Genomic DNA, 26,626 nt, shown 5'->3' on the forward strand with positions numbered 1-26,626 from the left:
CGTTGCCGTGATCATAAGATCAAGGCAACGCTGGAGCCATAATGCTTTCTTCTCGACAGCCCGCAACCGACTCAGTAATCAACGCCTTTTCGCGCTTTCACGCCAGCACGGAACGCGTGCTTCTGATCATTAATTTCCGATACCGTATCCGCCAGCTCTCGAATCCCCTTACCGCCACCTCTACCAGTAATAACCACCGATTGCTCGTAGGGCCTCTGTCGGATTGCACTTAATACCCGCTCTTCATCGAGATAGCTATAAGCCAACATATAAGTCAGCTCATCCAATACAACGAGATGGTAGCTCTCGTCCTGCAACAGCTTTTCCACATGTAACCACGTCGCCTCAGCCGCAGCAGTATCGGCACTGCGATCCTGCGTATCCCAGGTAAAGCCCGTCGCCATCTGATGGAAATATACCTCGGGGTGCTTGTCGCGTATAAAAATCTCCTCACCCGAGAGCTGTACGCCTTTGATAAACTGCACAATGCCTACTTTATAACCATAACCTAAACTGCGCATAGCCATGCCAAAAGCCGAGCTGCTCTTACCTTTGCCATCACCCGTCAGCAAAATACAGACACCACGCTCGATATCTGCCGCCTCTATATTTGCATCGACATTTTCTTTTTGCTTAGCCATGCTCTTCTTATGCTTGGCCTGTTTTCTCTCGTCACTCACTTTCGTCATCCTCATTCACGACTGTCGACTAGCGCACACAACCACACTGCGCCCCTGCTTAATTTACCACGAAGTATATCCCACCCCCCCCGCTCTCACCATCATATTGAAAAATATAGCTAAAGGCTTATTTTTACACACACCTGAGAAAATATTTAAAAAATAATTTCACATAAAACTTGAAACCCAATCAACCAGCCACATATTAGTAGGTAAGGATGATTCATAGAATATCCTGATAGATAGCGCTATCTAACTCCATTAAAGATTCTGTAAATAAATGTATTTACAGTCTAAAACCTTGCTTATTATTAAGGAGGCCTATTATGGCTACCGCACTATCTTTTGCTCCATTGTTTCGTCAAAGCATCGGTTTCGACCGTTTCAACGATCTTTTTGAAACCGCCGCAACTGAGAGTAAACAAAAAAGTTCATTTCCACCTTACAACATTTTAAAAACAGGTGAAAACGACTACCAGATTACTATGGCTGTTGCTGGCTTCAGTGAGAAAGACATTGATATAACGCTGGAAAAAGACACCTTAAAGGTAACTGGAAAAACCCAACAAGAGAAACGACAAAAGGTCGAATATCTCTACAAGGGTATCGCTGAAAGAAGCTTTGAACAGAGCTTTCGTCTCGCCGATCATATGAAAGTCGTTGAGGCTGACATGACTCACGGTATACTAACTATCTCACTATTGCGTGAGGCACCCGAGGCGAGTAAGCCACAAATGATCGCTATCAATCAGCGCAGCTAAAATCTGCCAAATACCTGATACCTTGCTTAGATCGGCCGACGTCATAATGACGCCGGCCGATTGCCGTTGCGTAAACCAAAAAACTAACTTGTTACATTCTCCGGCCCCCAGAAGGCCCGCATCAAAATGATTTTTCCAGCGTCATTAAATTTAAAAGTGTCTATAACATCAATGGTCATACCCACATCGGCCATGGTGATACGAAACGCAAACGCAACTTCATTGGACGCAACTCGTACCTGACCCTGCAACTCACCCTCAATACTCATCCCAGTAGCCCCCTTATAGAACTCGCGTATAGCGGCGATCCCCTCGTGAGCATCACTACCGACAGGGTCTTCAACTATCGCATCTTCAGCATACAGATCAACGATCGCATCGAGGTCACGTGCTTTCAGCGCCTCGAGGTAGGCGGCAGGTACAGCTGCTAAATCTTTCATAATTAACTCTTTCTTATTGTTACTAGTAGGGATGCCGTAAAGTACATTGCTCGTAAAGTACATTGCTCATAAAGTACAGTGCTGTTGCCACAACGTCCTTACGCGCAGTTAGCGCTCATTAGAGTGCTAACACGAAGATAATAATGAAAAGCGACCACGACAACGGATACTGTCATTATTTTAAAGCAGACCTCACCCTATCGGACGAGAATCCCCGCTTCACAATCAAATTCACAACCAATCTTATTCTGCGGCGCTAGTCTCGCCACTTGCCTTTAGTGCGCGACGAATTGCCTCTGCAGCCGACCCTAAGTCTTCTGTCTCCGCCATCTTGGCACGACTAAAGTCAAAGTCACCCAGGGTATTGATAGGCAGCAAATGCACGTGGGTGTGCGGTACTTCTAGGCCTGCAATCGTCAAGCCGACACGCTCAGCTGGAAAAGCCACTTTTATTGCCTTGGCGATCTTCTGCGAGACAATCATCAAGTGTGCCACCAAGTCAGCGGGAAGGTCATCGAAATGATCGACCTCATCGATTGGGATCACTAACACGTGCCCAGGCGAAATAGGCTGAATGGTCATGATTGCCACGACCTTGTCATCACGCCAAACGAAGTGCCCCGGTAACTTACCTTCGATAATCTGAGTAAATATTGTTGCCATGCTGATTCCTTGTTTAGCCTTAGTTAGGGGGTAATACAGACAATGTATATATGCCACAAAGTTTAATCAACGAGACGCACCATGACGGTTATCTCTTCGCGATCATGATAAAGCTGCTTTGCACACCAGGTGATTTTTACACCGTTAGCATCACAGTTTTCCTGTAGCCTATCGAGCAACTTACAAACCTCTAGGTAGCGCTTAGCCATTGGTAGCTTGAGGTTAAAGACACTCTTTCGACACCAGCGATTGACCAACCAAGTCGACATCAGATGGATCACTCGAGCTGGCTTATCGGCAATATCACACACCATCCACGCTACGGCACGTGGCGGCTCAAATAGAAAACCATCGGCTTCGTGATGCTCCACCTGGCGTGTCAGCATCAACTCATTGTTCATCGGACCATTGTCGACGGCCATCACTTTCAAGCCACGCTGCACCAGCTGCCAAGTCCAACCGCCGGGCGCGGCCCCTAGGTCGACGGCCCAGCTTCCCGCCTTCAACTCCTCCCCCCAGCCATCGGCAGGCAGAAACCAGTGCCAAGCCTCTTCCAACTTCAACGTAGAACGACTCGGGGCTGCTTTGGGGAAGCGTAAACGAGGGATACCGCCTAGCCACGGAGCATCATTACCCGGTAAACTCATGCCAACCCAAGCTCGATCACCCGCAGTAAAAAGCATGTGCAATCGGTAACGCCCACTGGCTCGCAAGGCACCAAAACTTTTAAGCTTGAGTTGCAAAGGCTTCTGCAGCCCTTTACAGAGCTTACTGAGGCTATTGCCCTCATTAGTATCCGGCGTCTCTAACCACAACTCTTTACAACGTGGGAAGCGCCCCGCCGCCTGCGCCAAACTCGAGACTCGATCCTTTACCGGTAAATCTTTCACTTCATCAATCGCCGCAAACCACTGTCGGGCAAAAATCATCGTGGCAAACGACAAGGTCTCGATGAGCTTCATCACCGTTGCAGGCTTTGATGCCGTAAACACCACGACACCACTACGTTTATCGGTTTTACAGTAGCCCGTGACGCCTATCGTCGCTGCTCTATCGATAATTTCAGCGCTGCACTCACCTTCAAAGCCACTACGACAGAGTAAAATAACATGATTAAACGATGGCACTTGTTGCGACACAGCAGACTCCAGCAGACGACAAAAAATTGGTAGCTATTGTAGCACCGCTGACTGCCTTGCCGGTAGGTCGCAATGACTTAACCTTGGCACAAGAGGAGAAGTTAGTGCTTACCAGCAAAAAATCCTCCTCCCTCATGTTTTCGTCGACGGGTAGACCGGCGCCCTTGGCATCAAGATCGAGATACTAACCTGGTTGTTAGCGGCAACCTGTAAACTCGCTCTTTCGTGCAATATTGATCGCCACAGCACCTGCAGTGCCTGTGCACTCACTACATCCAAGGCAATGAGTGCTGTTAGGTATCCCTCCAGCCGATAGCGCATTGCGGGACTCACGTCGGCACCGGCCTCAATAATGCGCTGTATTACGCACAACTTTTCTTCAACAACAATAACCTGCTGCTGCCTCAGCTCTTTCATAGCGACCTCCAATTACACGATTCCCCCTACTCAACTTTTCCCTTGAGTCTGACTCACCCTCTCCGATCGAGGTACTGACGCAGGCTTTGACAGCCATTTTTTCAACACAACCTCTAACTGTTCAGAATGCAGAGGCTTGGTTAAATAATCATCCATCCCCGCGGAAAGGCAGCGCTGGCGATATTCGCTCGACACATGAGCCGTCAATGCCACAATAGCATGGCGATGACCACCATCGAGTGCTCTAATGACCTGCACAGCGGCAAAGCCATCCATAATAGGCATCTCACAGTCCATAATAATCAAATCATAAGCCTCTACCGCCGAGCTCACCCTGGCCACCGCCTGCTCACCATCGGCAACTAGATCCACGCTAATTTTATAGCGTTGCAACAGGCCACAAATCACCTGCTGATTGACGATATTGTCCTCGGCCACCAGCGCACGTTTGCCAGGGTAAATTTGTGACAACTTCTCTTTGCGAGCTCTCACCGGTACCTGCTGAAGGCGACAGGGCAATAACGGTAACCAAAAATGAAATTTCGCACCACTATTATCGCTACCACTTAACTCAATACGCCCTCCCATTAGCTCTATTAACTGGCGGCAAATCGCCAAACCCAGACCACTACCACCAAAGCGGCGAGCAATACCACTATTGCCCTGCTGAAAACTATCAAACAAGCGCTCCCGCTCACCCTCCGCAACACCGATGCCGGTATCGCTCACTTCAAAGAATAAGCAAGCTTGCTCATCCGTTGTTACCCACACCGATAGCGTCACCATGCCACTGTCCGTAAACTTAATGGCATTAGAAAGTAAGTTACCGATTACCTGCCGCAGTCGAGTAGGATCGATCATGACAAAGGCGGGTAGTGAGGGGTGGTAATCCAACAGCAAAGCCAACCCCTTACTCTCTGCACTCACCTCAAAAGGAAAGCTTACTTTGTGTAGAAACTCGCTAAAATCAACGTCACAGTAGTCCAGTTTCAACTGTCCGGCATTCATTTTTGAAACATCTAGGATATCATTCAGCAACACTTCTAAATTCTCACCACTGCTCTGCAGCATATCAATATAATGCTGCTGTTCCACATTCAACTTAGTGCTTTTTAGAAGCTCAGCAATGCCGACTAGCCCATTCAGCGGTGTGCGTATTTCATGGCTCATTTTAGCCAAAAACTCATTCTTAGTCTTATCCTCAGCCTTAACTAACAAAGCCTGCATTGCCAACTTTTCCCGACCGCGTCGATCGGACAAAATTTTCTGCGAAACACCAACAGCAAAAAAAATCGACTGCGCCAACATACCAAACTCATAACTATGGCGAATTAGTGTCGCCGGTGGCATGACACCCAAACTACTAAGGTGGGTGAGCAAGCACAAGGAAATAAAACACAGGTTGCCTAAGGCAAACACCCACAACTGTTGCCGACCTAGCCACCAAGCATACGGACCAATAAATAACAGTATCAACATGGTCACCCCGGCCAATAGCATCAGGGGCCCCATCAAAGACTCTACCGGCAGAAACAACAGCGCGAACAAATGTACAATACCGGCATAAAACAACAGCGCTAACAATTTATCTACCCAAGGCATCAGCTTACTACTATCGAAGTAACTGCGACTAAAGGCAATAAAAGCGACCAACATCCCCCCTACAGAGAGACTATACATATGGGTATTCAGCCAAACGTAGCCCGGAAAAAAATAAGTAATATAACCACTGCAGGTCGCCACTATTAACGCAGAAAGAAATACAAAAGCTAGATAAAAAACCCCGTCACGAGAGTCTCGAACATAACCCACAAAGACACAGAGAAACAACATTATCCCCATCAACATGCCCAATATCACATTGGAGGTCGTCCCCCTCATTAACGAGTCACTGGCGTAGCTAACAGGATCAAATAAATAAGGATTTAGCTCGATTAAATAAGGCGTTTTTATACGACTATACACCGTTTGCTCAGCCTTAGCGGCCACCTGAACAGGAAAAGCATAAAGGCGCCCGTCAATCGGGTTAGCCTCCTTCCGACTCAAACCAAGCTGGTAATCTACAGGGACTCCCGACAACGCGCGACTATAAACATCCAGCTCCCAAAACAATATCTCGTTAAAGTCCAACACCAAAGATTGACTGTAATAACTCTCATTACGCAACTTAAAACGCAGCCAGTAAATACTACTCTCCTGCAGTTTTAGACTGTTCGGGTAAGGCAGAAAACGCTCATCTAAACGACCGCTGCGTACGTCATCAATATTGATAGTCCCCTCTTCATCAATAAAATACTCGAGCTGCGGACGCAGCCGCCGTGACAACTTTGAACCATCAAGTACAATCGTAGACTTTTCTGACTGAGCATGCTGCTCAAGAGCCAAAGCTAAGGCAGCATGTAAATTCGGAGAAAAGCAGATGAAGCAAAAAAACAATAGGCCAATAACAACAAGGAAAAAACTCGCCTGTTTTCTCTTAAAGTTAATAATTTTCATCGAATAACTTCCCTGCATCAATATTATTATTTTCGTTTTATCTATCAGCAAGCCTTAACTACGACAAAATCCCCCTCTTGGATATCATCATCGGCCACGATAAATTTACTCGCTATGCTGCTTTATTACAGCGCTATTTTTTTTAGCAGCCTTATTCAATAAAGCTGGCGCCACACTCCCTGTGTGCTGATTCGTAAATAAGCTTTTATATGCCCTAGTATTAGGTATAAGCAGGGTAATAACAACAATGTTGACGGTGCAGAAAATAGAATTCCAATGAAGAAAAATATCCCGGTGGTGACAAAAAAATGGCTTGCATCAGAGAGGCTACCACTGCAGGCGCATAGCTTAGGAAAGAAAAAGCCTGCACTAAAGCTAAGCCTATCGACGATAAGCCAGCATATCTAGCTACCCCATATCGGCAAACTGGCAACGGATAAACTACAACTCGACTCCAACAGAGTCGCTGCCACAGCCCCCCCCTTTCAACATGAACAGCCTATTGCTCATATTATTAATCGATTGCTTTGATGGCTTAGCCTGCAGACAAGGCCCAGCTCTATCAGCAATACTATAAAAAAAGGTATTGCAGTAGCTCCCCCTGAGAAGCTGGTCAAAAAATAGCCACCGAAGTAAATCAACACAAACTGTTACCGAGACACTTGCCAGGGTAACGAAATCGAGCATATTAGTTACACCAAGAGAGAGAAAAGTGACGGTTCTGTAAGCTAGGTAGTACTACCTAGGGTGACGCTTTAATTCCTTCGGCTATGGCGATAAGATAGCCGCACTATTTAGTGATAATTATAACGGAGCGATAATAGTGAGAAGTTTACCAAGACGTCAGGCTGAAGAAGAATCTGAGATCGATCTAACGCCTATGCTCGACGTAGTATTTATCATGCTGATATTCTTTATCGTGACGGCTTCCTTCATTAAAGAACAAGGTATCGAGATCAGCCGCCCCGATGCGAACCAAGAACAGTCCACACCGACTGAGAATAAAAATATCGTTATCCAAGTAACTGCCAGTGATGAAATTTGGATGGAGGGCCGCCGCATCGATCAACGCGCTGTTCGTGCCAATATCACACGTATGAAGGCGGAAAACCCTGAGGCCTCCGTGATCATTCAGGCACATAACAAATCGACCGCAGATGTATACACACAAATCGCCGACTCAGCACGCAGTGCCGGAATACCTGGCGTATCACTGGTCACCAAGGGAGACTAGCTCGCTTAGCGCTTGCCAGTAACGATAAAAAGCCGAGTATATTCTCGGCTTTTTTGTGTCCCGTGTAGACAAGCCTGGCTCGACTTGCTGCTTGCAGCGACGGCAAACTCCGCTTAGGCTAGCTACTTAACATTGCCACATAAGCACATGCCTGCCATGCACACCCTCATATCTTGTATCAAAGCCCCCGCTAAGCGACACCTCTTCTCTACCACAACGCTCGTCATCGCCGTCTTTTGCAACAACTGCCTAGCAGCAGAGATCGATAGCTTCAGCGCTCGAGACGCTTACCCTAGCGATGCACTCAGCGCCATCAACAGCGAGCTAAATCGACGATTCAATAACGCTCTCAAGCAAGCCAACAAGGCACCCAGCTGCCAACCTAAAATACTCTACGATGCACTGAGATATCACCTTGCTGGCGAACAAGACAAGCTCGTCGGTAACGACATTGTCAGTCAGCTAGGCCAACTCCCTAACATCCCCACCGTTCTAGTGCAGCGCAAGACATCGGTCTACCGCGACATTCCTATCTGGTCCGGTATAGACCTCTATACCGGTGGCCTGGGTGCAACCATGCGCATCGACAACTTCGTCATCGGTACCGATAAAATTGGCCACTTCCTCGCCCAGGGCTGGCAATATTTCGCCGAGACTCAAGTTCAGCACAAAGGTCTCGATGAAATGATGCATTGGGGAGAGCAAACCGAGGACAGCTATTACGGTTTCTGGACCACGGGCATTTACTCCCACGCTGATCTAACGGCCAACTTCAATGGCTACCGTTTCTGGCAGCGTATCATCGCACCAGTAAGTGATCCCTTACATCAGTTTCACACACCGTATCTAGCCTGTGAAAATGGGCAGTGGGTGAAGCAGCGTAATATTGACATGGCAGACTATATCGATGGCGCTTGGGATGAGGGCAATAACTGCCTTGAGTTTTCTAGCCAGAGCATAAAGAAAAGCGTAGAGGAAAATATCGCGCTACTCAGTGCACACAATAAGCAGCAGCTCAACTGCCCCATTCAGCCACAGAGTTGTCAGCACGCCGTTGATAAATACCAAGGCTACGCCAAAGACTTACTACAGACAAAATGCCTCAAACAATAAAGCTTAACCGTTGCTATTAAAGGAATAGCAACGGCAAGCTAAGCTTACCGCTACCCGGTTCAACTCTTCGGGTCGACCAGACGAATCAATAGCTCGCTACCCTCGGAACCGTAAACCTCAACCAAGTCACCCGCTCGCAGCGCACCCTGAGACCGAACCTTCCAGTAAGTGTCACCGATCTGTTGCCGGCCACTACCTGTGGGCAAATCTTGATCGAGCTGCCAGCGACGCCCCACTAACTGTTGAGTACGGTTATTCAGCTGCGGTTGATCAGTGGCGTTGTTAAAACCTCTAAAGTATTTCCAATAAGCCACCGTCGCAACGACAGAGACAACAGCGAAGCAGAGTAACTGTAGCTGCCAGCTCAGTGCCGGCTGCAACCATAACAACAGCGACGTCATCACCCCCGCCACCGCCATGCCGATCATAAAGCCACCGGCGCCAAAGACCTCTAAGACTAACAACACCACAGACAAAATGAGCCAATGGCTTGGGCTTAACTCTAGCAAAGACTGCATGACGGCTACTCCTTGTCGGTTGCCTGCTGCGCCTCTTTGATCAACTCACCAATGCCGGCCACCGAGCCAATAACACTGCTCGCCTCTAACGGCATCATGATCACCTTGCTGTTGTCTGCAGCAGCAACACTACCCAGAGCTTCAACATACTTCTGTGCGACGAAGTAATTAATCGCACGACTATCGCCCTGCTGTATTGCTACCGATAGCATGTTCGTCGCCTCGGCCTCAGCCTGAGCCAAACGTTCTCTCGCTTCGGCCTGTCGCTTCGCCGCCTCTAACTCACCCTCTGCCTTGAGGATCGCGCCTTGCTTGAGTCCCTCTGCCTCCAGGATTTCTGCTGCCCGCTTGCCCTCCGCCTCTAGTATCGCCGCTCGCTTATCTCGCTCAGCCTTCATCTGATTAGCCATCGATTCGACCAGGTCAGCTGGTGGAGCAATGTCTCTGATCTCAATACGCGTGACCTTGAGCCCCCAAGGGTCGGTTGCTTCGTCGACCTTCTGCAATAACAAACCGTTAATCTTATCGCGATTAGAGAGCATGTCATCAAGCTCCAGCGAGCCTAACACTGCGCGAATGTTGGTCATCATCAGATTTCTCATCGCTCGCGTTAGATCATTTACCTCGTAAGAGGCACGCACAGGATCTAAGATCTGGAAAAAACACACCGCATCGGTCGTCACCATCGCATTATCCGCCGAGATCACTTCCTGCGGCGGAATATCCAACACTTGCTCCATAACGATCACTTTATTACCGATCGTATCGATAAATGGCACGATGATATGCAGGCCTGGTGTTAACGTCTTGGTGTATTTTCCGAAGCGTTGAACTGTCCACGAGTAACCTTGCGGCACCATCTTTGCCCCTGCTAAAACCACCGCAACAGCAAAGCCAAGTACCGCAATAACCAAAATCGAACTAATATCTAACACTATGCACATACTCCTATCTGAACAATAATTAGTCGCTAACCGCTGTATCGAGACAACCTCGCTAGCACCATAAAAACTTCCCTTGTTGCCCTATCATTTCACAGCGGCCCCATAGATTCTATCTTCAATAACGCCTTAAAGCCGATAAAATATCGCTTTCCTCATTTTGACAGATAGATAAATACTCGATATCCCGCCTAACAAACTCGGGCAGTTGCGAGCCCTTACTTATAACGAAAGATAGGAAGGTAATCGACTACTATCAGCTAACTATATTGGCCTAAGCATACTCGGACTGTGAGAATCATGAACGAGATTCTGCGCAAGGAGGCCCCATGAAACTCAAGATGATACTAACCCTAGCTCTACCCTTAATCAGTCTGATCATAACCCCGACACTGTTCGCAAATAGTGACGAAAATATTAGAGCCTGTAAAAAAATCAACAGCAACATCGCTCGCTACGAAGCCAAACGTAGAAAAGGCGGCAGTGCCAAGAAAATGAATCACTGGCTGCATAAAATCCATCTCTACGAGGATCAATACAGTGAAAAAGACTGCATGAAATATCGTCGCTGGCTGTAATAAAAAATAAAAAGGCGCCTGTGTTTCCACTGGCGCCCTCCTTAATCAGCCCTATAAACCTGCAGTTTAAGCCTGCTCATCACCACCTAGGCAGCGATAGGTAATTCCAGCCAGTGCCGCACCGAAAATGGGTGCCACCCAGAACAGCCAAACTTGATCCAACGCCCAATCACCCACAAATAGCGCTGGAGCAAGACTACGCGCCGGGTTAACAGAAGTGTTGGTCACTGGAATGCTGATTAAGTGAATCAGCGTCAACGCTAAACCAATCGCAATCGGCGCAAAGCCAGCTGGCGCTCGCTTATCCGTGGCGCCAAGAATAATGATCAAAAACATAAAGGTCATTACCACTTCACACACTAGCGCTGCGATCAGCGAGTACCCACCAGGCGAGTGCTCACCATAGCCGTTGGCAGCAAAGCCATCGCTCAGGGTAAACCCTGCCTGCCCTGACGCAATCACATAGAGAATCGCCGCCCCGGCTATACCACCCAAGACCTGCGCCACCACATAGGGAACCAGCTCTCGCGCAGGAAAACGACCGCCGACCAATAGACCAACAGAGACTGCGGGATTAAGGTGGCAACCAGAGATATGACCAATGGCAAAGGCCATCGTCAGGACGGTTAAACCAAACGCCAGAGAAACCCCCAGCAGACCAATACCCACATCCGGAAACGCCGCTGCCAACACTGCACTGCCACACCCGCCCAATACCAGCCACAGGGTGCCAATAAACTCAGCCGTCAATTTCTTCGATAAATTCATGCCATTCGCTCTTCAAGTTATTGTTTACTAAAGTCACACTTTGAGTTAATTAAAGTTAACAATATTACGTATGGCAATTTAAGCGTTGATCCACATCCAAGCAGACGGCATCTGTTGATAAGTGACTCCGATTAAAATCACAGCGAAAGCAACACTACAGGCAATAGGCACGTGAGCACTCGATAGTAAAATCCATGAACTCAAGTCCTCGAAAGAGGTAATAGCCACCACCGATGAGTGCTAACAATATGATAAGGCAGAGAAAGGCAATGATGCATATACGATGGTTAAACAGAGAATGATTAGACATCGCGAGGCTCCCTATTAAAGCCCGAGCAAAAACGACGACACGCTCTTCAAGGGGCTATTATAGCCTCTTCATAACAGTATTATGACGGGTTAGTTAGCGCGTTTTATTATGATTAAGAAGATACTGGACTATAGATAACTAGCTTACGGTAGGGCAAAAAGTATAGCAGGGGGACTAATTAAGTAAGAGGCCTATCGCGCATAGGCTCAGCCCACACGCGATAGTAGGCAACGATTAATGTGCGTGGCCGTGCTCAAGCTCTTCGCTAGTCGCTTCACGAACCGCTTCAACGGTACCGCTGAAACAAAGTACCATACCGGCAAGCGGGTGGTTACCATTAACCGTGACGTGCTCATCATCAACTTCAATAATCGTCACGTTCATGGTCTCACCGTTGGCACCGCTAGCAGTCAACGGCATGCCTGCAACCAACTCACCTTCGAAGCCTTCGAAGGCTGACCTTGGCACCTTTTGAATCATATCTGGATTCAGCTCACCGTAGCCCTGTTCTGGCTGTACGGTGACAGAGAAGCTATCGCCCGTATTTAAACCGGCCAGCGCATTCTCTAACCCAGGAATAATATTACCCGCACCGTGCAAGTAATTAAGCGGCTGCTGCCCCTCTGAGCTGTCTAGCGTCTCTCCCTCTTCGTTACGCAGGGTGTAATGGATAGAGATAACACTGTTAGCATTGACTATAGACATCAATCGCTCCAATAAGATAAATGTTTGCCGATTATAGGGGGCGGGCCGAAGCACTGCAACCATGAGAGGAGAAGCTGGGACTGGCACTCCAGGTATACAAGCTGCGGCACTAAAACAAAGCCACCTCTTCCGAGGTTAGAGCACGGTATTCCCCTGGCGCGAGACCATCATCAAGTGGCAGTAGGCCAATGCTTTCTCGGTGCAGTTCCTCCACCCGGTTACCGAGTGCTGCAAACATTCGCTTCACCTGGTGATAGCGCCCCTCATGTATTGTCAGCAGCCCCTCATGGCTACCGGTTATCACAAACTCTGCTGGGCGTGTAGTGACATCGTCGTAACGCAGGTAAACCCCTTCAGCAAACTGCTGCACATAGTCATCTGTTACGGGATCGGCAGCGGTGACTCGATAGCACTTACCGACTTTTTTCTTCGGCGAGGTAACACGGTGACTCCACTGACCATCACTGGAGATTAACAGTAGGCCAGTGGTATCTAAGTCTAAGCGGCCTGCAACATGTAGCTCGCTACAGTCTTCATCCGTCAACAAATCAAACACCAGTTGGTGATGCCCATCACTCGATGCACTCAGATAGCCTGCCGGTTTATGCAGCATGAAATAGCGCTCGCCCCGCGCCTCCACGATCTCATCGTCGAGACGAACAACAGCCTCTGCTGTCACACGACTACTGACACTGACAACCCGCAGGTCATCGATCGTCACTCGACGCTGACTAATCAGCTTGCGAACATCTTTACGGCTATAACAACTATTATTACTGATAAAACGATCAATTCTCATAGTCACGGATTATGCCATAAAGGGCTTTATGCAGCGATCAGTAACCAATAGCGCCGCAGCTTAAACTGCGCCTTCGTCTTTAATTTGTGTGGTTTTGTAAATATGCACATCGCGCTGCGGAAATGGAATAACAATGCCTTCCTCGTCAAAGCGCACCTTCACGGCACGTGTCACATCCCAATACACCGGCCAATAATCATCCGGTTTCACCCAGGGGCGCACCACGAAGTCGACGGATGACTCACCGAGCTGGTGCACTTTAACCATGGGTTCAGGGTGCTCCAACACAAGTGGGTGCGCCAGTATAATCTCTTCGAAAATAGCCTCTGCTTTCTCAATGTTTTCGCTATAACCAATGCCAAAGGTCATATCGACACGGCGACGCCCTTCAATAGTCCGGTTATTAATCGTGTCACACCAAATTCTATTATTGGGGATAATCAATCGCTGATTATCGAGCGTCTTTACAATGGTTGAAACTAAACTCATATGGCTGACAACGCCTGTGACACCACCGGTACTGATCAGGTCGCCAACATCATACGGGCGATAGATTAATATCATCAATCCCGAGGCGAAATTAGCCAGCGTATCCTGCAGGGCAAAGCCAATAATCACACCGACCACACCGAAACCGGCGAGCAACGCCCCCATCTGAATACCCAACTGAGAGAGGGCGACCAGAGCGCCGATCACCAGCACAATCTTGCGCGACAGCGAAACGATAAACTCTACCAGCAAGCGGCTGAGTCTCATTTTGGAGTGGCCAACCACCACACGAACCATTTTCCCGACACCTTTACTCAACAAATAGGTGGCAAAGAGGATCGAAATAAAGACAAATAATTTAAAGAGCGCATCGGGGCCATGCTCTATTAATAGCGTTGAAAGCGAATCCAGCCAACCATCAGCAAGGCCTTTAACAACCTTAACGTTCAATACGTCTTGCGTAATTTCGCCCGAGGCGCTCAACAAGGCCTTCTTTAACGCCGAGGTATCTTTGTCTGAATCATCAAGCAGATCGATCACAAGACTTAAGCTGGCACTGGTCTGTGCCAAGCGCTTGGTCAACTGTGCCACCAGCGTCCGCTGTGCATCTGTCGCCTTTTCCCCGGCTTTACTCAGCTCTTTGGTCGCTTCCTTGAGCTTTTCTTGGGTAAAGCGTGCCATGCTGCTGAATCTATTACCTCGCCGCATGAGGGTGGTTGTTAGTCGCTCGGTTTCGTCGCCGACCTCAACACCCAGCTTGCCAGCCCACTCCAGGGCAGCGTATCTCGCGCTATAAATCACATCTCGCCGCCCCTCAAGCGTCGATAGCTGCATCATAATATCGGCATCGTCGGCCTGACCACTATTGATACCGAGCTGTTTTCTCTGCTCCCAATAATAATCATTCACTTTCTTGAGCTGTGCGAGATAGCCACTCACCAGAGGCATCAACAACTCTTTATTCTGATGTTTCTTATTCATCAGGTCTTTTAGCTGGCTGTGGAAGCGATTGACATCACTATTCAGGCGGTACTCCGCAAAGCTTGCCAACTCTCCCTTCTTAACCCCCAACGTTTCTAAGTCATTGGTTATCGACCTCTGCAACGTCGCCGCCTCTGCGAAATCCTCCATCGTGTCCGCTTGAACCGATGAATTATTAAACAGCAAAGTAAACAGAAGTAAGCAAGAAAACAGACGCAGCATAGATAAGCCCCTAATAAACGACAAAGTGCGGCGGAATATTACTGGATTTGCTTGTCATCATATCCAAACCACCTCAACGAACCGGCAAATAATGTCGACCGCGCCCTCGTCAACCCGGGCTACAGCCGTGCCTTCACCTGTCGTGAAACAGCTAATCAGTGACAGACAGTTCACTATAAGCCTAGCAAGTTCAGAGAAACCTATAAGCCAACACAGCAATCACCGGCATCAGCAGGCCTTGCGAGTTAGTCCATACTCGCAACGCTTGTAATAGCGGCTATTAGCTCGCCAAACGATCAGCACAAACACCTGAAACATAGGAAGAAAAAGAGGAGACAACAAGACATTAAAAAGCCCTCCTCCCTAGGTACGGTAGCAACCTAGAGAAGAGGGCCAAGCAAATTAACGAGACAAGATGGGTTATAGCATTAAAGGCGAATAATACTCATCGTATTCGTACCGCCATGACAATGATCATTATGTCCGTTAGCGACGATCACCAAGTCGCCTGCGCTCGCCGTGCCGAGCCGCTGCAGTGTCGCACTCACCCAACGCTGCAACTCTTCCGTAGAGCTTGATAGCATATCAGCATCAACCGCTTGCACGCCGCGGCACAGCGCCAGTTGATGCCGAGTACGTGCGTGACGAGCAAAGGCAAAAATGGGTAGACGAGAACTGATACGTGACATGATTCGAGGCGTGAAACCCGACTCTGTCATGCAGACAATCGCCTTGACGCCCTCGAGATGATTGGCCGCATACATCACCGACATCGCAATCGATTCGTCGACACGGCTGAACCCCTGATGCATCCTGTGGCCAGACTGCCCTACCGCCGGGTGCTTCTCCGCACCGAGAATAACCCTGGTCATCGCCTCGACCGCCTGCACCGGATAGGCTCCCGCCGCCGATTCCGCCGATAGCATCACCGCATCGGTACCGTCGATTACGGCATTCGCGACATCAAACACCTCCGCCCGCGTCGGCATCGAATTTTCGATCATCGACTCCATCATCTGCGTCGCCGTGATGACCATCCGATTCAAAGTACGAGCACGGGAGATGATGTGTTTCTGTACACCAATTAACTCTGCATCGCCGATCTCGACACCCAAGTCACCACGCGCCACCATCACCGCGTCAGAGGCTAGAATAATCTGATCGAGCACATCATGATCGTTGACCGCCTCAGCGCGCTCCAGCTTCGCCACGATCAAGGCGGCGCTGCCTGACCGACTAAGGTGTCGGCGAGCAATCTCGATATCTTCGGCAGAACGGGGGAACGACACTGCTAAATAGTCAACATCGATAGCGGCGGCCAAACAAATATCCGCCAAGTCCTTCTCCGTTAACGCCGGCGCCGATAAACCTCCCCCCTGACGGTTGATCCCCTTGTTATTCGAGAGCGGACCGCCGACAGTCACCCGGCAGTCAAGCCGCCCAGCATCGATCTTCTCAACCACCAACTGCACTCTGCCGTCGTCTAACAATAAGGTATCACCCAGCACACAGTCATCAGCTAATGCCGCATAATCTATCCCCACTTGCCGCTGGTCACCCATCGTCCGATCGAGGTTCGCGTCCAAGCTGAACTGATCGCCACGAGTGAGCTCAATACGCTGTTCCTTGAAACGTGCCACACGAATCTTCGGCCCTTGCAGGTCACCCAACACCGCTACAAATTGACCGAGCTTTGCCGCCTCTTCTCGCACTATCTGGGCACGTAATGCGTGCTCCTCAGCACTGCCGTGGGAGAAATTCAAGCGCACGACGTTAACGCCGGCGCGAATTAAATCGCGAATCACCTCACGCGATTCGCTTGCCGGTCCCAAGGTAGCGACGATTTTACTGCGCTTTTGCAGCGCCTGTGGCTGCATTCTAGTCGCGGTTAACTCCTGCTCAATCACCGTCACCTCTGCGCTCGTCGCTACTGCGTTAATAGGGGCTGCGCTATCTTCTGAAGCATTATGCTGCTGCATCGTTAGCCACCGCTGCCGAGGCCATCAGAGCCAGTGTCGTATCGAGCATTCGATTAGAAAAACCCCATTCATTGTCATACCAAGACATCACCTTGACCCAGCGCCCGTTGACCACGGTCTGGGTGGCGTCAAAGTTTGACGAAGCACTGGAGTGATTGAAGTCAATCGATACGAGGGGCTCGGTATTATAATCCAACACCCCCTTAAGCTGCTGTGTCGAGGCCTCCTGCATCAGCCGGTTAACCTCTTCCACCGTCGTATCGCGACTGGCAATAAAGTGAAAATCAACCAGCGATACATTGACCGTCGGTACCCGCACCGCCATACCATCGATCTTGCCCTGTAATGCTGGTAGCACCAGACCGACAGCGCTCGCCGCACCAGTTTTTGTTGGGATCATCGACTGCGTCGCCGAACGCGCACGGTAAATATCTTTATGGCTCACATCGCTGAGGTTTTGGTCATTGGTGTAAGCGTGAATCGTCGTCATCGCCCCTTGTTCAATTCCAATACCCTCATCTAAAACTTTCGCCATGGGGGCTAGGCAGTTTGTCGTACAGGAGGCATTAGAGATGATCCGGCTAGATGAGGAGAGCTCTCCTTGGTTGACGCCAAAGACGATAGTCGCATCGGCATCAGCCGCCGGCGCGGAAATAACCACACGCTTTGCGCCTGCCTCAAGGTGCTGTGCCGCCTGCTCTCTGCGCGTAAACAGCCCGGTACACTCAAGCACCACATCCACCTCGAGTTCAGCCCAGGGCAGCTGCTTCGGATCACGCTCCGACAACATCTTCACCGCATCCCCCATGATCATCATTTCACTGCCTTCATAGCAGACTTCACCGGGGAAACGACCGTGCACCGAATCGTATTTCGTTAGGTGGGTTGCCGTCTCCGGAGAGCCCAGATCATTGATAGCGACGATTTGTACACGTTCACGGTAATTGTTTTCATAGAGAGCACGAAGAACATTACGACCAATTCGACCATAACCATTAATTGCAACTTTAATAATCATTTTACAATCCTTTATTACTCTGACGTTGTTATTTTCAATGCCCGAGCAACCAGCGCATAAGCTCAGGCAAAATCGCGGGTGAAGAGAGGCCACCCTCGGACATCTCAACGATGCCCGCCTAAAAAATTAAATTCTTTTTTTCGTTTACTAGCGCTAAAAAACTGAGCTAGTTCTTTAATGCAACCGCTGCCGCACTATCGGCACTGATCTTTTGCCACTGTTTCTCTGCGACCAGCGCTCCCGATGCCATCCAGGAGCCACCAATGCAGGCAACATTATCGAGCTGCAAATAATCACCGGCGTTAGACGGGGAGATACCTCCAGTTGGGCAAAAACGTAACTGAGGAATAACAGCACCGACCGTTTTAAGAAACTTTGCACCGCCGTTAAGCTCTGCCGGAAAGAACTTCAGTGTTTGATAGCCTCTGGCCAACAGGGCCATCATTTCCGATAGCGTGCTAGCACCAGGCAACAGCGGCACGTCATGTTTCTCCGCTTCCTGCAAAACTTCTTCACAGACACCAGGGCTGACAATAAACTGGCTACCTGCCGCCACCGCTTGGCGATAGTGTTCAGAATTTAAAATAGTACCTGCCCCAATAATTAACTCGGGGCAAGCTGCACGCAACTCGGTGATTGCCTGCAATGCCGCCTCGGTACGCAGCGTCACCTCTAACACTTTTAACCCGCCCGCGCTCAGCGCCCTGGCTAACGGTAGCGCATCTTCAATGTTATCGATCACCAGTACAGGTATGACTGGGCTTATCGCCAATACTTCATCCAATCCATGTTGCACGCTCATTGCTTTCTCCTCTTACCGTCGGCAGGATCACCCCCGACATTCTTATCTCGTTTAAACAGTACCCTCTTGTCATGACGCGATAACGTCGCCGATACTGCCTCGTCACCAACAGTCAGTGTACTGTCGATCACTGAATAAAAAGCCTCGCTTACCCTGGTAGACGAGGTAAACCTAGCGGCACCAACGCTAGGGGGACCAATACACATGTACATCGGTGTGCTGCTGCTGTAACACTGCCGCCACCGGCGTTTCTATACTATCCGCAGCGGACTTTGCTGCTTGATAAACGGCGAGCTTCTCCTCTCCGGTGATTAATAAAATAAGATTATTGCTATCAATAATGGCGTTGATGCTCAATGTTGCCCGCTGCACGTGGCTGCCGGTCACAGCAGACGGTCTCGCCTCGATCGCGCAAACACGTTGCTCGCAGTCATCGGCCAGGGCCTGCTTCAAGCCTGCGGCCTGCGGAAACAACGAGGCTGTATGGCCATCGGGCCCCATACCTAAGATACATATATCGGAGCGAGACTTTACCGCTTGATATGACGCCTCAAGTTCGCGCAAACCTGCCGACGGATTAGGCTGAGAATTTTTCATTCCCCGCAACGCGAAGCCGCTAGCGCTACTAAAACAATCGTCGATAAAACGCTGGTTGCTCGCCTCGTGCTGATAGTCAACCCAGCGTTCATCCACCATCAACCAATCGATAGCAGAAAAATTAAGCGGCGAGTTAGCCAGAATCTGATAGAGCGGTTTCGGTGTACTTCCCCCCGAAAGAAACACCAAAGCTCGATCAGATTCCATGTTCTGACTAATCGCCTTAAGACAGTGCCGTGACAGCGCATCAAACAACTGTGCTCTGCTGGCATAAAAATGTTCATGTAGCATTAACGTTCTCCACCGCAGTACCAGCGTCGACCATCATCGAGTATCAACTTGTCGGCGGCGCTCGGGCCCCAACTACCGGCACGATAAAGATCTGGGCTATGGTCTGTTTTCACCCATTGCTCGATGATTGGGTCAATCCAGCCCCAGGCACAATCAACCTCATCACGATGAATAAATAGCGCGGGATTGTTCGCTGCCACATCAAGCAACAAACGCTTATAAGCATCACTCTTAAAGTCCTCGTAGGTATCGGAGAAATCTAAGTTAAGACTGACAGGCTTAAGCTTGGTCTCGAGGCTCGACAGGTCTTTAGTCATCATAGTCAGCTTAATATTCTCATTCGGCTGCAGACGAATAATCAGCTTGTTCGGCGCAAGTGCACCTACCGAATCATCATAAACATGGTGCGAGACATCTTTAAACTGAATAACAATCTCTGCACTGCGGCTACGTAAACGCTTTCCCGTACGCAAGTAGAACGGTACCTTCGACCAGCGCCAGTTATCGATTTGGGCTTTGATGGCTACAAAGGTCTCAGTATTGCTATGCGGTGCTCCGAGCTCCTCCAAATAGCCAGGGACTAGGTCATCACCGTGTGCCCCCGCCACATACTGACCACGAACAGTATGCTTTTCTACATCCTCACCAACCAGTGGCCGAAGAGCTTCTAACACTTTGAGTTTCTCTGCTCGAATACTATTGGCATCCAGCTTGTTCGGCGACTCCATTGCGACCAAGCACAGTAGCTGCAACAGGTGGTTTTGCACCATGTCACGCAACGCACCCGCGCCGTCGTAAAAGCCAGCTCGCCCCTCTAAGCCCACCGTCTCTGAAATACTGATCTGCACATGATCGATCGACTTCGCATCCCACAGCTGCTCAAAAATCACATTAGTGAATCGTAGCGCCATCAGGTTCTGTACCGTCTCTTTACCAAGGTAATGGTCGATACGATAAATCTGCTGTTCCGTAAAAAACTCCGCCACCGCATCGTTAATCTGCGCCGCCGTTTTGCCGTCATAACCGATCGGCTTTTCCACCACCACACGGGCACTGTCATTAATCAAGCCTTGCTTCGACAGATGCTTACAAGCCACCCCGTAGATCGCTGGCGCAACGGCCATATAGAAAATACGCGACTGATGATCCGCCGCAGAGAGCGTGTCGGCCAGCCCTTGCCAGTGCTTATCATGCTTGGTGATATCGACCACACAGGGCCTCACCAACGCAATGAACTTCTCAACCAGTGCCTCGTTGTACTCATCGGCTGAAAGATGTTGCTTCAACGCCACCGTCAATGTCGTCGTGAAGCCGTCCACATCTTTTTTATTACGGCAGGTGGGAACAATGCGACAATCATCGCTATAGCTTCCCTCCAGGTAGCCTCGGTATAGTGCCGGCATCAGCTTGCGTAGCGACAGATCGCCGCAGCCGCCGAAGATTACTATGTCAAACGCCTCTACTTTCGCCATATCTATACTACTTATTCTGAGAGTATTGAGCCCTTGGCTAACACTCAGTTTTAATATTGATGTTTCATTATCAGCGCCTGCTTCGGCGCCCAATCGCTACCAACGGAAAATCGTCGCGCCCTGCTCAGCACCATTCATCAAGCTGCGCATGGGCGCAAATAACTCTCGCCCCATACCTGTATTGTTCGACACTAAATCTGGGTGTTTAACCTGACGTTCAGCCAACTGTTCTGCTGTTACCTCTATATTTAACTGCCCGTTCGCGGCATCGAGCGTTACTAAGTCACCCTCTCGAATCTTGGCAATCACACCACCGGCAAGCGCTTCCGGTACCATATGCATCGCCGCCGGCACCTTGCCCGAAGCACCCGACATGCGACCATCGGTGACCAATGCAACCTTGTGTCCAGCATCCTGCAACGCTCCCAACACTGTCATCAACTGATGCAGCTCTGGCATACCGTTAGCTTGCGGCCCCTGATAACGCACCACAGCAATAAAGTCACTATTCAACAACCCCTGCTCGAAGGCATCTTTCAGCGCCTGCTGCGACTCAAAGACCTTCGCCGGCGCCGATACTCGATGATGCTGTTCCGCTACCGCCGACAGCTTGATCACACTGCGGCCAATATTACCCTCGAGTAATTTCAGTCCACCACTGCTGTCAAAGGCCTCTGCTACCGTCGTCAGCACCGCCTTATCGGCACTCTCTGCAGCAACCGGTTGCCAAACTATTTTGTCCGACGGACCGACACTAGGCTGCTGTCGATAGGCATCTAAACTCTCGCCTCGGACAGTCTGTACGTCGTTATGCAATAGACCGTTGTCTACCAGCTCACGCATCAAGAACGGCATACCACCGGCCTGCTGAAAATGGTTAATATCGGCAGAGCCGTTAGGGTAAATTCGACAAAGCAGAGGGACCGCAGAAGAAAGCTCGGCAATATCCTGCCAATCAATCTGAATGCCGGCGGCAGCAGCGATCGCCACCATATGAATCAGGTGATTCGTCGAGCCACCTGTGGATAACAGCCCGATGAGGCCGTTAACAATCGTTTCTACACCGACAATCTCGGCGAGAATACGGTCGTTCTCGATATTTTCTAACAACTGCTCTGTCGCTAAGTCTGTCAGCAGAGGTCGTAACTCCGAGACCGGCGACACAAATGAACTACCCGGCAATTGCAGCCCCATAATCTCCATCAACATCTGATTACTGTTGGCTGTGCCGTAGAAAGTACAAGTACCTGCGGAGTGATAAGAAGCCGCCTCCACTTCCAGCATTCGCTCCTTGCTCACTTCACCTTTAGCGTACTGTTGACGCACCTTTGCCTTCTCGGCATTGGGGATACCCGAACTCATCGGCCCTGCAGGTACAAAAATCGTTGGTAGATGACCAAAAGACAGCGCCCCCATCAACAACCCTGGGACAATTTTATCGCAGATACCCATCATCATCGCGCCATCAAACATGTCGTGAGATAGGGCAACCGCAGTCGCCATCGCCACCACTTCGCGGCTCATCAGCGACAGTTCCATACCGTCACGCCCCTGCGTGACACCGTCGCACATCGCGGGTACGGCTCCGGCAAACTGACAACTGGCACCATGCTGCTGTGCCACCCGCTTGATCTGCTCAGGGTAATCAAAATAAGGTTGGTGGGCCGAAAGCATGTCGTTGTATGCAGAGACTAAGCCGATGTTGGCCGCACGGTTCACGGCCAAAAGTTCTTTCTGCGGCTCTGCGCAGGCAGCAAAACCGTGGGCAAGATTACCGCAGGATAAACGCTCACGGCTAACGCCGCTATGACGCGCTGCCTGCACCTTCTGTCGATAGCGCTCCAGAGTACCCTCACTACGCTGTGCTATGCGTTTGGTCACTCTATCTATCGTTGTATTCAACATCTCGAAAACCCCGTATTCTCGCTATTAATCGGTGTGTATAATCATACACCGAGTACCATTACCGTTGTTTTTCACAGCACCTTTCACGCTGTTAATTTTAGCTAACCCCTATTTCTTAGCCTCGCCCTTCACTCGTTTATAACGATCGATCAGGTTACGCGTCGAGCTATCGTGATCGGGGTTTAGAGTCTCATCATGCAGCTCTTTTTCGATGCGCTTGGCTAACATCTTACCGAGTTCCACACCCCACTGATCAAACGAGCACACCTGCCAGATAACACCTTGAACAAAGATCTTGTGTTCATACATTGCCACCAGCGCACCGATCGACTCCGGGGTGATCTTATCCAGCAAAATCGTGTTTGAGGGGCGATTACCTTGATGCACTTTATGGGTCACCAGCTCAGCAATACGCTCCTCCTCTGTACCACCGGCACGCAGCTGATCAGCCACCTGGCGTTCATTAACGCCATCCATCAGCGCTTGCGTCTGGGCAAAAAAGTTCGCCATCAACAGGTCGTGATGACCATCGACCGGATCAACACTTTCAACCGAGCCAATAAAATCTGCAGGGACAACCTGTGTCCCTTGGTGCAACAACTGATAAAAAGCGTGCTGACCATTAATGCCAAGCTGCCCCCAAAGAATCGGGCAGGTCGAGTAGTCGACTTTCTCACCACTCCAGCGCACAGACTTGCCGTTACTCTCCATCTCCGCTTGCTGAAGGTAGGCGGGTAACATATGCAGCGATTGATCGTAGGGTAAAATAGCGTGACTGCCTCGTCCCAAGAACGTGCTATTCCAAATACCCACGAGTGCCAACATCACCGGCGCATTCTCGGCAAACGGCGCCGTCTGAAAGTGCTTGTCCATCATGTTGGCACCGTCGAGTAAACGGGCAAACATATCAAAGCCAAGCTCCAGCGCTATTGGCAAGCCAATAGATGACCACAGTGAAAAGCGCCCACCCACCCAGTCCCACATACTAAAAATATTATCGGCGCTAATGCCAAAGCGAGTCGCTCGTGCTGCATCAGCGGTGACGGCGACAAAGTGATTTTTGATGTCGCCTTGATTCGCACCACACTGTTCCAACCAATGCTTGGCCGTATTGGCGTTGCGCATTGTCTCGGCAGTAGTAAACGTCTTCGATGAAATAATAAAAAGCGTGGTATGCGGGTTTAGTGTCGTTAATGCATTGTTTATCTGCACACCATCAGCATTAGAAACGTAGTGCACCTGAAACCGATTATCGCTATACCCACGCAGCGCTTCACTGATCATCTGCGGCCCAAGGTTTGAGCCCCCTACACCGAGGGTCACTACATCGGTAATCCATTTTCCGGTGTAACCACGCCACTCACCGCTGCGAACTTGACGAACAAAGTTCTTCACCGCGGCGAGCTCGTTATTCACCAGCTCACTAATATTATCCTCATCGATGCGCAACGACTCATCGACGCTGCCACGCAGAGCCATGTGCAGTACCGGACGTTGTTCCGTCTTATTAATCGACTCCGCATTAAAGAAACGACTGCGCCATTTAACTAGGTCCGACTGCTCGGCCAACTCGATTAACCGCGACTTGACCTCGTCGTCGATACGGTTCTTCGAGTAGTCCAGCAACATATAAGGCAGCTCAATAGCATACTTATCGAAACGCTCTGGATCCTTCTCAAACAGTGAAGACAGCGACACATCGGCCGATTTCTGCGCTAGCACTTCTAGCGCCTTCCAACTGGATAACTGACTGGGACTACTCATTAAGACTCTGATAACCTCGCTGTTGTTGTTATGGCGACAGGTAACATAAGTTCAACAATAAGCCCAAATGACAACGCTGTCAACCGCAAATGACAACGCTGTCAAAAAGCCTTTGCCGCCTCGCTAGGCGCTCACCATCAACACTGTGCCCCACACAAAGCTTTTGTTAGAATCACGAGGTTAATATTGACGGCGATAAGTTTATCGTTCATAAATATGCCTGATGCGAGCCCGCCAAACATCTAACCGCGCGCTAATTTATGCCTCTGCATAGCATATCGTAATGGTGCTGCGATTATTACACGCAGTGCCGGCGACAAGGCATTAACGAATCATCATCCGTCGGCTATTGGAAGCAAAGCCGTACGAAGACACCGGGTAATTGACTCACCCTCATCTCGACCGCTAGCGGATAATACCGGTAGACAATAGGAATAGAATGAAAGCGACTATCAATGACGTAGCAGCCCTAGCCGGCGTATCGATCAAGACCGTTTCACGGGTCATCAATAAAGAACCTACCGTCCGCAAGCAGACTGCCGATAAAGTCTGGGTCGCAGTCAAAGAGCTCAATTACCAACCCAACTTAGCTGCACGCAACCTAGCAGGCAACAAGTCCTACGCTATTGGCTTCATCTATGACAACCCCAACGCCTACTACGTCATCGATATGCAGAACGGCATCTTAAACGAGTGTAAAAATAGAGGTTATGACCTCATCATTCACCCCTGTAGCGCGCGCTCGGAAACGATCATTGATGAACTCAAAGAGATGGTGCGCTCCTCCCGTGTGGCCGGCCTAGTACTCACGCCGCCCTTCTCTGAATCCCCAGATATTCTCAACGCCCTAGAGCAACTCGATGTCGAGCTCGTACGCATCATCTCGGGCGATGCTAAGACGCACCCGCATATCGCCCACATTTCCATCGACGATGCCAAAGCCGCCAGCAACATCACCGAGCACATGATCAACTACGGTCACGAAAGAATTGCCTTCATCTCTGGCGACAAAGGCCATAAATCTACCGGCGAGCGCTTCAAGGGCTACCAAGCCGCCCTCAAACAGAACCACATCCGCTACGACAAAAAGCTCGTGATAGAGGGCAGCTATTCCTTCGAGTCCGGTGTCGAGGGTGCGAAGCAATTGCTCTCTGGCAAACAGAAAAAACCCAGCGCCATCTTTGCCTGTAACGATGAGATCGCTGCTGGCGCCCTCTTCGCCGCCCGTTTAATGGGTGTCGAGGTGCCAGAAGAGGTCTCCATCGCCGGCTTCGAGGATAGCCCCTTCTCCCGACAGACCTGGCCTAAGTTAACGACCGCCCAGCAGCCCAATAACGAGATTGCCCAGCTTGCTACCTCAATGCTGATCAGCAGTCTTCGTCGCACCGCAAGTGGCAAAGAGCAGCCAGAGAACCGCCACTTCGAACCACAAATCGTTGTACGCGACTCTACCGCCGCTCACTAAGCACTTACTACGCTTAAAAACATGCTATAACAATAGCCTAGCAATACATATCAACGTCAGAGATCGCCACCATAGCGAA

Annotated in this window: 27 protein-coding genes; 6 read left to right on the forward strand and 21 right to left on the reverse strand. The window is 49.9% G+C overall.

What is annotated here, in order from left to right; genetic code table 11:
- Positions 1–71: 71 nt before the first annotated feature.
- Positions 72–680 (reverse strand): cob(I)yrinic acid a,c-diamide adenosyltransferase, encoded by a 609-nt coding sequence (gene cobO, locus EDC56_RS09030; RefSeq protein ID WP_425452458.1) that lies wholly within the window; start codon positions 678–680, stop codon positions 72–74.
- Between the two features lie 326 nt (positions 681–1,006).
- On the opposite strand from cobO, the gene EDC56_RS09035 reads away from it, so the two are divergent.
- Positions 1,007–1,441 carry an Hsp20 family protein gene (locus EDC56_RS09035; protein ID WP_123712197.1) on the forward strand — a complete coding sequence of 145 codons (435 nt, stop codon included), beginning with the start codon at positions 1,007–1,009 and terminating at the stop codon, positions 1,439–1,441.
- An 83-nt stretch (positions 1,442–1,524) separates the two neighbouring features.
- On the opposite strand, the gene EDC56_RS09040 is transcribed toward EDC56_RS09035, so the two are convergent.
- The 5 genes from EDC56_RS09040 to EDC56_RS09060 form a co-directional block, all read right to left on the reverse strand.
- Positions 1,525–1,881 carry a nuclear transport factor 2 family protein gene (locus EDC56_RS09040; RefSeq protein ID WP_123712863.1) on the reverse strand — a complete coding sequence of 119 codons (357 nt, stop codon included), beginning with the start codon at positions 1,879–1,881 and terminating at the stop codon, positions 1,525–1,527.
- A 243-nt stretch (positions 1,882–2,124) separates the two neighbouring features.
- Positions 2,125–2,544, reverse strand: coding sequence for an HIT family protein (locus tag EDC56_RS09045; RefSeq protein WP_123712198.1), 420 nt, complete (start codon positions 2,542–2,544; stop codon positions 2,125–2,127).
- 62 nt (positions 2,545–2,606) lie between these two features.
- Complete coding sequence (gene rlmM, locus EDC56_RS09050; protein ID WP_245980673.1) at positions 2,607–3,683, reverse strand: 23S rRNA (cytidine(2498)-2'-O)-methyltransferase RlmM; 1,077 nt, start codon at positions 3,681–3,683, stop codon at positions 2,607–2,609.
- A 132-nt stretch (positions 3,684–3,815) separates the two neighbouring features.
- A complete protein-coding gene (locus EDC56_RS09055) occupies positions 3,816–4,100 on the reverse strand; it encodes a hypothetical protein (RefSeq protein WP_123712199.1) in 285 nt (94 codons plus the stop codon).
- A 30-nt stretch (positions 4,101–4,130) separates the two neighbouring features.
- Complete coding sequence (locus tag EDC56_RS09060) at positions 4,131–6,596, reverse strand: hybrid sensor histidine kinase/response regulator (protein WP_162844133.1); 2,466 nt, start codon at positions 6,594–6,596, stop codon at positions 4,131–4,133.
- 276 nt (positions 6,597–6,872) lie between these two features.
- Between EDC56_RS09060 and EDC56_RS19940 the strand changes: the two genes are divergently transcribed.
- The 3 genes from EDC56_RS19940 to EDC56_RS09075 all read left to right on the forward strand — a co-directional run bounded on the left by EDC56_RS19940 (position 6,873) and on the right by EDC56_RS09075 (position 8,943).
- Positions 6,873–7,004, forward strand: coding sequence for a hypothetical protein (locus EDC56_RS19940; protein ID WP_281273344.1), 132 nt, complete (start codon positions 6,873–6,875; stop codon positions 7,002–7,004).
- A gap of 415 nt (positions 7,005–7,419) precedes the next feature.
- Positions 7,420–7,830: an ExbD/TolR family protein gene (locus tag EDC56_RS09070; RefSeq protein ID WP_123712202.1), complete on the forward strand. Its 411-nt coding sequence runs from the start codon at positions 7,420–7,422 to the stop codon at positions 7,828–7,830.
- Between the two features lie 156 nt (positions 7,831–7,986).
- Positions 7,987–8,943 carry a hypothetical protein gene (locus EDC56_RS09075; RefSeq protein ID WP_148059364.1) on the forward strand — a complete coding sequence of 319 codons (957 nt, stop codon included), beginning with the start codon at positions 7,987–7,989 and terminating at the stop codon, positions 8,941–8,943.
- 59 nt (positions 8,944–9,002) lie between these two features.
- Here EDC56_RS09075 and EDC56_RS09080 read toward each other — a convergent pair whose 3' ends face one another.
- Together EDC56_RS09080 and EDC56_RS09085 are read right to left on the reverse strand one after the other, a co-directional pair.
- Positions 9,003–9,461, reverse strand: coding sequence for an NfeD family protein (locus tag EDC56_RS09080; RefSeq protein ID WP_123712204.1), 459 nt, complete (start codon positions 9,459–9,461; stop codon positions 9,003–9,005).
- A 5-nt stretch (positions 9,462–9,466) separates the two neighbouring features.
- Positions 9,467–10,396 carry an SPFH domain-containing protein gene (locus EDC56_RS09085; RefSeq protein ID WP_425452459.1) on the reverse strand — a complete coding sequence of 310 codons (930 nt, stop codon included), beginning with the start codon at positions 10,394–10,396 and terminating at the stop codon, positions 9,467–9,469.
- 335 nt (positions 10,397–10,731) lie between these two features.
- Between EDC56_RS09085 and EDC56_RS09090 the strand changes: the two genes are divergently transcribed.
- Positions 10,732–10,980, forward strand: a complete 249-nt coding sequence (locus EDC56_RS09090; RefSeq protein WP_123712206.1) for a hypothetical protein — start codon at positions 10,732–10,734, stop codon at positions 10,978–10,980.
- A 66-nt stretch (positions 10,981–11,046) separates the two neighbouring features.
- On the opposite strand, the gene aqpZ is transcribed toward EDC56_RS09090, so the two are convergent.
- The 13 genes from aqpZ to pgi all read right to left on the reverse strand — a co-directional run bounded on the left by aqpZ (position 11,047) and on the right by pgi (position 25,082).
- Positions 11,047–11,748: an aquaporin Z gene (gene aqpZ / locus EDC56_RS09095; protein WP_123712207.1), complete on the reverse strand. Its 702-nt coding sequence runs from the start codon at positions 11,746–11,748 to the stop codon at positions 11,047–11,049.
- A 154-nt stretch (positions 11,749–11,902) separates the two neighbouring features.
- Entirely contained in the window at positions 11,903–12,058 is a 156-nt protein-coding gene (locus tag EDC56_RS19590; protein WP_162844134.1) for a hypothetical protein, read from the reverse strand.
- A gap of 234 nt (positions 12,059–12,292) precedes the next feature.
- Positions 12,293–12,763 (reverse strand): FKBP-type peptidyl-prolyl cis-trans isomerase, encoded by a 471-nt coding sequence (locus EDC56_RS09100; protein ID WP_211333627.1) that lies wholly within the window; start codon positions 12,761–12,763, stop codon positions 12,293–12,295.
- 109 nt (positions 12,764–12,872) lie between these two features.
- On the reverse strand, positions 12,873–13,562 hold the full coding sequence (locus EDC56_RS09105; RefSeq protein ID WP_123712208.1) for a 16S rRNA pseudouridine(516) synthase: 690 nt from the start codon (positions 13,560–13,562) through the stop codon (positions 12,873–12,875).
- 60 nt (positions 13,563–13,622) lie between these two features.
- Entirely contained in the window at positions 13,623–15,182 is a 1,560-nt protein-coding gene (locus tag EDC56_RS09110) for a mechanosensitive ion channel family protein (RefSeq protein WP_211333628.1), read from the reverse strand.
- A 500-nt stretch (positions 15,183–15,682) separates the two neighbouring features.
- Complete coding sequence (gene pyk, locus EDC56_RS09115) at positions 15,683–17,116, reverse strand: pyruvate kinase (protein WP_123712866.1); 1,434 nt, start codon at positions 17,114–17,116, stop codon at positions 15,683–15,685.
- 103 nt (positions 17,117–17,219) lie between these two features.
- Positions 17,220–18,251: a type I glyceraldehyde-3-phosphate dehydrogenase gene (gene gap, locus EDC56_RS09120; RefSeq protein ID WP_123712210.1), complete on the reverse strand. Its 1,032-nt coding sequence runs from the start codon at positions 18,249–18,251 to the stop codon at positions 17,220–17,222.
- Between the two features lie 166 nt (positions 18,252–18,417).
- On the reverse strand, positions 18,418–19,053 hold the full coding sequence (locus EDC56_RS09125; RefSeq protein ID WP_123712211.1) for a bifunctional 4-hydroxy-2-oxoglutarate aldolase/2-dehydro-3-deoxy-phosphogluconate aldolase: 636 nt from the start codon (positions 19,051–19,053) through the stop codon (positions 18,418–18,420).
- The gene (locus EDC56_RS19945) at positions 19,050–19,184 is read right to left on the reverse strand and encodes a hypothetical protein (RefSeq protein ID WP_281273345.1); all 135 of its coding nucleotides are present in this window, start codon (positions 19,182–19,184) and stop codon (positions 19,050–19,052) included. Before EDC56_RS19945 ends, EDC56_RS09125 begins: the two co-directional genes overlap by 4 nt.
- Before the next feature lie 55 nt (positions 19,185–19,239).
- Entirely contained in the window at positions 19,240–19,941 is a 702-nt protein-coding gene (gene pgl, locus EDC56_RS09130; protein ID WP_123712212.1) for a 6-phosphogluconolactonase, read from the reverse strand.
- Positions 19,941–21,413: a glucose-6-phosphate dehydrogenase gene (zwf, locus tag EDC56_RS09135; protein ID WP_123712213.1), complete on the reverse strand. Its 1,473-nt coding sequence runs from the start codon at positions 21,411–21,413 to the stop codon at positions 19,941–19,943. Before zwf ends, pgl begins: the two co-directional genes overlap by 1 nt.
- Positions 21,414–21,509: 96 nt before the next feature.
- Positions 21,510–23,318, reverse strand: coding sequence for a phosphogluconate dehydratase (gene edd / locus EDC56_RS09140; RefSeq protein ID WP_123712214.1), 1,809 nt, complete (start codon positions 23,316–23,318; stop codon positions 21,510–21,512).
- A gap of 108 nt (positions 23,319–23,426) precedes the next feature.
- Positions 23,427–25,082 carry a glucose-6-phosphate isomerase gene (gene pgi, locus EDC56_RS09145; protein ID WP_123712215.1) on the reverse strand — a complete coding sequence of 552 codons (1,656 nt, stop codon included), beginning with the start codon at positions 25,080–25,082 and terminating at the stop codon, positions 23,427–23,429.
- Between the two features lie 439 nt (positions 25,083–25,521).
- Between pgi and EDC56_RS09150 the strand changes: the two genes are divergently transcribed.
- Entirely contained in the window at positions 25,522–26,547 is a 1,026-nt protein-coding gene (locus EDC56_RS09150) for a LacI family DNA-binding transcriptional regulator (protein WP_123712216.1), read from the forward strand.
- Positions 26,548–26,626: the final 79 nt, after the last annotated feature.

This window comes from Sinobacterium caligoides (assembly GCF_003752585.1).
Lineage (GTDB): Bacteria > Pseudomonadota > Gammaproteobacteria > Pseudomonadales > Sinobacteriaceae > Sinobacterium > Sinobacterium caligoides.

Excerpts from the sequence above, each read along its gene's own strand:
- edd (WP_123712214.1), bottom strand. The coding sequence starts at position 23,318 with ATGTTGAATACAACGATAGATAGAGTGACCAAACGCATAGCACAGCGT.
- EDC56_RS09080 (WP_123712204.1), bottom strand. The coding sequence starts at position 9,461 with ATGCAGTCTTTGCTAGAGTTAAGCCCAAGCCATTGGCTCATTTTGTCT.
- EDC56_RS09060 (WP_162844133.1), bottom strand. The coding sequence starts at position 6,596 with ATGAAAATTATTAACTTTAAGAGAAAACAGGCGAGTTTTTTCCTTGTT.
- EDC56_RS09110 (WP_211333628.1), bottom strand. The coding sequence starts at position 15,182 with ATGGAGGATTTCGCAGAGGCGGCGACGTTGCAGAGGTCGATAACCAAT.
- EDC56_RS09075 (WP_148059364.1), top strand. The coding sequence starts at position 7,987 with ATGCACACCCTCATATCTTGTATCAAAGCCCCCGCTAAGCGACACCTC.
- EDC56_RS09150 (WP_123712216.1), top strand. The coding sequence starts at position 25,522 with ATGAAAGCGACTATCAATGACGTAGCAGCCCTAGCCGGCGTATCGATC.
- EDC56_RS09035 (WP_123712197.1), top strand. The coding sequence starts at position 1,007 with ATGGCTACCGCACTATCTTTTGCTCCATTGTTTCGTCAAAGCATCGGT.
- EDC56_RS09105 (WP_123712208.1), bottom strand. The coding sequence starts at position 13,562 with ATGAGAATTGATCGTTTTATCAGTAATAATAGTTGTTATAGCCGTAAA.
- EDC56_RS19940 (WP_281273344.1), top strand. The coding sequence starts at position 6,873 with ATGAAGAAAAATATCCCGGTGGTGACAAAAAAATGGCTTGCATCAGAG.
- EDC56_RS09125 (WP_123712211.1), bottom strand. The coding sequence starts at position 19,053 with ATGAGCGTGCAACATGGATTGGATGAAGTATTGGCGATAAGCCCAGTC.
- EDC56_RS09045 (WP_123712198.1), bottom strand. The coding sequence starts at position 2,544 with ATGGCAACAATATTTACTCAGATTATCGAAGGTAAGTTACCGGGGCAC.
- pgl (WP_123712212.1), bottom strand. The coding sequence starts at position 19,941 with ATGCTACATGAACATTTTTATGCCAGCAGAGCACAGTTGTTTGATGCG.
- EDC56_RS19590 (WP_162844134.1), bottom strand. The coding sequence starts at position 12,058 with ATGTCTAATCATTCTCTGTTTAACCATCGTATATGCATCATTGCCTTT.
- EDC56_RS09090 (WP_123712206.1), top strand. The coding sequence starts at position 10,732 with ATGAAACTCAAGATGATACTAACCCTAGCTCTACCCTTAATCAGTCTG.
- EDC56_RS09055 (WP_123712199.1), bottom strand. The coding sequence starts at position 4,100 with ATGAAAGAGCTGAGGCAGCAGCAGGTTATTGTTGTTGAAGAAAAGTTG.
- aqpZ (WP_123712207.1), bottom strand. The coding sequence starts at position 11,748 with ATGAATTTATCGAAGAAATTGACGGCTGAGTTTATTGGCACCCTGTGG.
- zwf (WP_123712213.1), bottom strand. The coding sequence starts at position 21,413 with ATGGCGAAAGTAGAGGCGTTTGACATAGTAATCTTCGGCGGCTGCGGC.
- EDC56_RS09100 (WP_211333627.1), bottom strand. The coding sequence starts at position 12,763 with ATGTCTATAGTCAATGCTAACAGTGTTATCTCTATCCATTACACCCTG.
- gap (WP_123712210.1), bottom strand. The coding sequence starts at position 18,251 with ATGATTATTAAAGTTGCAATTAATGGTTATGGTCGAATTGGTCGTAAT.
- pgi (WP_123712215.1), bottom strand. The coding sequence starts at position 25,082 with ATGAGTAGTCCCAGTCAGTTATCCAGTTGGAAGGCGCTAGAAGTGCTA.
- EDC56_RS09040 (WP_123712863.1), bottom strand. The coding sequence starts at position 1,881 with ATGAAAGATTTAGCAGCTGTACCTGCCGCCTACCTCGAGGCGCTGAAA.